The sequence below is a fragment of the Terasakiella sediminum genome (genome assembly GCF_033100395.1).
Lineage (GTDB): Bacteria > Pseudomonadota > Alphaproteobacteria > Rhodospirillales > Terasakiellaceae > Terasakiella.
In genome coordinates, this window is the sequence record NZ_JAWLVJ010000050.1 from 1 (window position 1) to 5,902 (window position 5,902).

Genomic DNA, 5,902 nt, shown 5'->3' on the forward strand with positions numbered 1-5,902 from the left:
CAAATTACGCATAGACTTCTCCTCATAAAAAGAAGTCTTGAATCACATTCTACGCAATTTGTAAATCCACTTTGTCAACAGGACCTAGGCATATTCAATATTCTATTAGGTTCATAAAAGATGCTGGCAAGGTGATAAAGATACAACCAGCAACTTCATGGGAATTACAATCAAGGTTCTTATGGGGTACCGTCGGAGGCTTCGGCCGGGGTGATAGATGTTTTGGTTAGGTCAATGCCGACCACCTGCCAGTTGCTACAACAGCAACGTTCATCTTTGATTGGGTGTTATGACGGCTCATTGCAGGTCATCACCTCTATCCTCCTTGTCTCGTGATTTTATTTTTTCACGGGACGGGGGGATAGAGGTGTATCTGGTCTATTGCAAGTCGAACTTTAATCCTCTTAACATTTGGTCCTGACGAACCAAATGAAAAAACAAAATCAACGTAAAACTCGCAGGCGAACGCCAAGAGTTTGAGTTGGTTTCCGACAAACGCAAGGCGTTTGGCGGTTCAATATTATATATCCATTTAGCGGACATTATGTCCTATTTCACGAAGTCAATTTTGACGTCAAGAAGATTCACCAAGTGAACCACTTCAACGGGATGATTTGTCCATATCTCGACATTCACGTAATCATCCCACAACGCAAACATATCCCGGCAAAACCCATCCAATTCTTTTGTATGTAATAACGTCGAAACGGATACACCTGTCATCCGGGGCAACAACTCCATCAAGTGATCCAATTGCTGTGCAGTAAGATCAATGCCAACGCAGATTTCGTATTGGTCATGGCACGGTTTTTCCCTCCGCACATAATCATTGATAGAAGTCATTTCTGCACCTCCACTTCGATCTGGCGAATGTAATGTTCCAACCAACGCACGAGCGTTTCACTACGACATTCGTGAACCAGTTCTGATAGAAAATTTTTCATAGCATCCCAAACTTCACTACTGGGATTACGATTGGTACGCCTTAGCGTCGAAAAATATGTTCGGGATCGTTGTACTTGTGCTGCCAGTTCTGACCAACTACCAATCAATTCATTAGCTACCAGAAATTTCTGGATCACCGAAAAGAGTGGTGAATTTTCATTCTGAATAATCATATCGTCATCTCCATAAGAATTTTATCGATCGAGTTATTTATCGATGATGATCTTCAATGAAGAGTGCTGTTCTTATTTTGTTCTTGACTTAGTTTTCGTAATGGAATACATATACCAGCAGTCAACAGCAGAAGTGCGACCAAATGGTCCCCTGCTGTTTTTTATTTCCAGTTGCCATTCCACATAAAAACGCTTTAGGCTTTTCATAACCCATGAAAAGCAACTTTAAAGGTTAAGTGGATGTTTCGTGTTTTTCAGTTTTTAGTCATTGCTGGGGTCTTGATCAGCACCGCCCCAGCCTTCGCCCAGATGAAAGCTGTGTCTCTCAACTATGGCATCAATTCCATTGATCTGGATGGTGATGGCAAGGCTGAACATGTAATCAAATCATGGCGAGAGAACTTCAATGCCCATGGATATCACGCATACCTGTATCTTGAAGATCGTAAATCACACCAAGGTCAAATCACATCGTCCATCACCGTATTAGCACCCGAAAAAGGATTACACAGAGACATGGCCCGTTCCAGCGAAGGTGCTGATTGCACGGTAACGGACTATATCTTGATCAAAAAAAATGATGATCAAGCACTGGAACTTCTCAAAACATCACGCCCAACAACGAATGGCTATGGCGGCAAACATATAGTCACATTCGAATTCTACAAACTAACCCGGAACGATGAAGGTATTCCGGGTGATCCGCACCGGTACTGGCAGCGGTATAAAACCATCACATCAAAACAGAAATATTGTGATGTTCATAACGCGGTGAAGGCTGAACTTCTTCAATAATCATCGCATCATTTTAGCAACCAAGGCTCCGATTTTTCGGAGCCTTTTTTTATGGAGAAATCTCATGAGTGCAACAAACGCATATGAAGGCGAAGGTAATAGTGTCATCTATGAATATTCTGACGGCAGCAAAGAAGAATGGTCCGGTGGTACACGGGCATGGCGGAATAATAATCCGGGGAACATCCGTGCCGGTGGTTATGTAAATGGTCGGGGTGCCATTGGCAGTGCCGGTGGTTTTGGTGTCTTCCCGGATTACGACACCGGGTATGACGCATTAACCACCCTAATTGGGAGCCGTAATTATCGGAATAAAACGCTGGGCCAAGCTATATCACGCTACGCACCGTCCTCGGAAAATGATACGGATTCATACATTAGTCATGTCGAAGAAGCGACGGGTTATGATCGTGACACGCCGATGCAGAACATTATCGATAACGGCGATCTTTCATCTGTTGCAGACGCTATTGAAGACCACGAAGGGTATTCAGAAGGCGGCGTAAATGAAATCGACGATGATGAAGACGAAAGCGATGCAGAATCACAAAACGCCGATGATGAAGAAAAACCGGAAACCGAAGAACCATCCGAAGCCGCCAAGGAAGTCAGCGAAGCCACAGCCGATACATCAAATGATTTTCTGTTCAAGTCTGTCGAAGATTTGACCGAAGGTGAAGTCAAAGACCTGATGGTCAAACGCAACAATTCACAGAATGACAAACCATTATTTGATGAACTCGTTGCGAAAGAGCGGAAGTGGTTCTCAACCCGTTATGGTGATGATCCTGTCAAGTTTGATGAAACTGGCAAGATGATCCAACCAGTTGCGAAAAACCCGGCACCGAAAGAACCCAAGCCGTTGACGATCCCCGGCGGTCAAACCATGGCTAACGCCATCAAAGCCGTGACTGCCCAACTGAACAAATCATCAGATAATAAAGTTGATGCCATTCGCGGTCTGCAAACCGGGATCAACCGTACCAAACAGAAAACCGAAGTGCCATTGAAAGTTGATGGTATGTTTGGTCCGAAATCAGCAAATGATTTGAAAAAGGCCATCGCTGCCCTTGGTCCCACGAAAGTTGGCGAAGCCAATGCACTGGGGCAATTTCAGCATAAAGCTGATAAGGCCAAGAAATCCGGTGACGCAAATAATTTGATTGCGGATGCCACAACGACCTTCGAGCCATTATTGCCATCGAAAAAAGGCCAGAAAGAAAATCCACTTGGTTTGGCCTTGCAAACCGCAATCAATGAAACCAACAAAGATGATGACCAAATTCCACAATTGAAAGAAGATGGTATCATTGGCCCCATCACAGAAGATGTTTTCGGCATGACGGTGAAGAAAAAAGATACCGAAGACCTGACCGATAACTTCGGTTACTTCCTCGGTTTTGCCTGACAAAAGCGTTCAATGGGCTGTATGCCACACATGCAGCCCATTACCTACGCCAGATCAATGTCACTTGTAAAAACACGGCTCATGGTCTCGGCCTGCGTATTCACAGCCAGAATATCACCATCACCAATTTCGACGTTTACATCATCGAGAATAGCACTAACACCATGATTGGATAGCTTCACCCAACCACAGTCAACAACGCTGTAAATGGCATCCTGTGGGCTTGTAGATGCGACGACGACCTTCCCGGTTGCCATGATACCATATGGGCCATCACAGTGTTGCTGAACGCTGATGTCGAGAAACTCGACCTTGTAGTTGTCGATGCTCAGGCACGGCTGTGCGAATTCATTAGGCATGTATCCGGGCGGAAGTGATGCTGTAACTGAAAACGGGATGATGTAAACTTTTTTGGCTTTCATGCGACCAAACCTCGACCAGTTCCATAGTCAGTGGATGAAACTTCGGCGGTTTCTAAATCCACGGCTATTACATTACCATCCAGCATGATCTCAACATCCAAAAGGACACGACTGCATTCAGGCCCAAATACCGATACCACCGGGCATTCATCGACTTTCTCAAGGGCAGCAGCCAATGACTGCCCAAACACGGCGAGAATTCCACGACCACAAATGAATGCGGATTGCAGGCCATCGTCGAGGTCTTTGATACAATGCTCGTAAGATGGGTTGCCGAGCACATAATCACCGACTTTCATACTAAGACAATCAACTTCCAACGGCCCTGCTGTTGGCATCGTATTGCCCCGGATACAAATCGGTCCGGCATACAAGAATTCATCTGATGTATATATCGTATCCGTAATCGCAAAATCGCACAGTCGCATGGTCACCTCCATTGCTTAATGGTGGTATTTAGTCAAATTTCCCCAAATTATTTTCTACATAGAAAGGCTCTTCATTGATGCCGTCTTCATTGAATTCCGTATATCGCACTAAGATAGCTATGTTGCCTCCAAATGCTTTCGTATCGAACTGGGTAATTGTTTCTTCACGGATCAAAGATGATAAATTGAGATTGTCCAGAATTCCAAACTTCTCAACTAACACTTTCAAATTTTCACCATTTTTTGTAAGGCAGTTGTAGAAGATCAGGCCCAGTTCACTTTCCGTAATATTGGCACGAAGCAACCTTACATATTTCGTGCATTTCTCTACTTCACAATCCTCGTCGATCAATCTCAATGTGTTGTATAACACTCGGAAGTAATGCCCGAATTGATACGAGTTTTCCTGATAATACTGGTGAATTTTCGCAGCTTCATACTTTCCCAGAAGTATTCTGTAATCATAATCGGGTTTAAGGTTATCGTGAATCCCATATCTGTACAGAAAGTTGTCAAACTCACATGCCCACTCATCGGTATTATGATCCAATCCATCTCGGTTTTCAAAATCGCCATCTAGATCAATATCTTTGATATTTTCCAACATGGCATTAAACGCATGGTGACCATGAAGTACGTTGTTTGTTCGAGGAGCCTGATTAATAAAATCAGAGTTTAGCATCGGAGGTTCCCAGATTTCATACGAAGCATCATCAACTGCTTCGGATAACATCTTCATCAGATTGAAAAATGTATTATCGAAATTCTGCTGCTCAAATGCTGATGCTGACCGTCGCAACTCTTCACGGGTATATTGTAGCTCCTTGCTCTGCATGAAAATCGTGTACAGCAATCCGAGAAACGTCAAGAACGCGAAGATTGGGTTGAGAGTACCACCAACAAAATCACCGAATGTGCCATAGGCTTCCGCATTACCAATATCAATAAATGGCTCGCCATCCATTAGCTCGTAGCTGACCAGAGCCTGCCAGAAGATCAGGGCACCAAATGAAATTCCCGTAACAAATAACCCGACCATTATCAATTTGGTGTTTCGTACACCATTGTCGTTCTTAGACATCAACAACCTCAATAAGAATGGATTTCAACACCACAACCTATGAGGGATTTCAAATCATCCAATTCTGGATTTCATTGTGCATTCCATCCGGGCTTTGTAGCACAATTTCGTAACACAATGGTGCTTTTACTTCCGCCAAAAACGTCATAAAACCAATAATAACAATGATTTATTAACAAGTCCCTCTCTGTCCGCCAGAATTATAGAAAAACCGCGCCTTTGAGCGCGGTTTTTCATTTCTACCCACCACACTACCCACCAGCGAGCTATTGTTAAGGTGGGGTGATAAGGTGGCAATGTGAAATATTTTCACATCCACCCCTTGCGATAGATTCCAAAAAACGTTCGCAGTGAAATTGGCTATGACGATGAACCTCGGGACGTCTATATCAGCCATTACCGAGCTGTCTACACCGATCCCGAACTGCCAACTAGCTGGATGGTCCTTGAAGCCTTAAGTTTTGGCAAGGTGTCTAAGTTATTTACGTACCTCAAAACAGAAGACAAACGGGTTATTGCTTCGGCCTTTAATCTAAAACATCCATTTTTCAAGTCATGAAATTCCGGGGACAGCCACGAATGGCACTAAGTTAAGGCGTTTTTGGGTTTGTATTTGGTTCGGTGAAGGCACTCAATCATTTCATGTCTCG

Annotated in this window: 8 protein-coding genes; 3 read left to right on the plus strand and 5 right to left on the minus strand. The window is 43.8% G+C overall.

All coding sequences use genetic code 11. From position 1 onward, the window contains the following. Nucleotides 1-549 precede the first annotated feature (549 nt). Entirely contained in the window at nucleotides 550-843 is a 294-nt protein-coding gene (locus RYZ26_RS19580) for a hypothetical protein (protein ID WP_317684943.1), read from the minus strand. Next, on the minus strand, nucleotides 840-1,118 hold the full coding sequence (locus RYZ26_RS19585) for a hypothetical protein (protein ID WP_317684944.1): 279 nt from the start codon (nucleotides 1,116-1,118) through the stop codon (nucleotides 840-842). The genes RYZ26_RS19580 and RYZ26_RS19585 overlap by 4 nt, the downstream gene beginning before the upstream one ends. A 240-nt stretch (nucleotides 1,119-1,358) precedes the next feature. Here RYZ26_RS19585 and RYZ26_RS19590 point away from each other — a divergent pair, with 240 nt between their 5' ends. Both RYZ26_RS19590 and RYZ26_RS19595 read left to right on the plus strand, forming a co-directional pair. Further along, nucleotides 1,359-1,913, plus strand: coding sequence for a carbapenem self-resistance protein CarG family protein (locus tag RYZ26_RS19590; RefSeq protein WP_317684945.1), 555 nt, complete (start codon nucleotides 1,359-1,361; stop codon nucleotides 1,911-1,913). Nucleotides 1,914-1,977: 64 nt separating this feature from the next. Further along, a complete protein-coding gene (locus RYZ26_RS19595) occupies nucleotides 1,978-3,321 on the plus strand; it encodes a hypothetical protein (RefSeq protein WP_317684946.1) in 1,344 nt (447 codons plus the stop codon). Nucleotides 3,322-3,365: 44 nt separating this feature from the next. Here the strand turns inward: RYZ26_RS19595 and RYZ26_RS19600 are convergent, their stop codons facing one another. Genes RYZ26_RS19600 through RYZ26_RS19610 form a run of 3 tightly spaced genes read right to left on the minus strand, consistent with a single transcriptional unit; the run spans nucleotide 3,366 to nucleotide 5,252 of the window. After that, a complete protein-coding gene (locus tag RYZ26_RS19600) occupies nucleotides 3,366-3,743 on the minus strand; it encodes a hypothetical protein (protein WP_317684947.1) in 378 nt (125 codons plus the stop codon). Beyond that, nucleotides 3,740-4,171 (minus strand): hypothetical protein, encoded by a 432-nt coding sequence (locus RYZ26_RS19605; protein ID WP_317684948.1) that lies wholly within the window; start codon nucleotides 4,169-4,171, stop codon nucleotides 3,740-3,742. Before RYZ26_RS19605 ends, RYZ26_RS19600 begins: the two co-directional genes overlap by 4 nt. 28 nt (nucleotides 4,172-4,199) lie before the next feature. Beyond that, on the minus strand, nucleotides 4,200-5,252 hold the full coding sequence (locus RYZ26_RS19610) for a putative phage abortive infection protein (RefSeq protein WP_317684949.1): 1,053 nt from the start codon (nucleotides 5,250-5,252) through the stop codon (nucleotides 4,200-4,202). Between the two features lie 355 nt (nucleotides 5,253-5,607). On the opposite strand from RYZ26_RS19610, the gene RYZ26_RS19995 reads away from it, so the two are divergent. Next, nucleotides 5,608-5,811: an Abi family protein gene (locus RYZ26_RS19995; RefSeq protein WP_465245938.1), complete on the plus strand. Its 204-nt coding sequence runs from the start codon at nucleotides 5,608-5,610 to the stop codon at nucleotides 5,809-5,811. Nucleotides 5,812-5,902 lie beyond the last annotated feature (91 nt).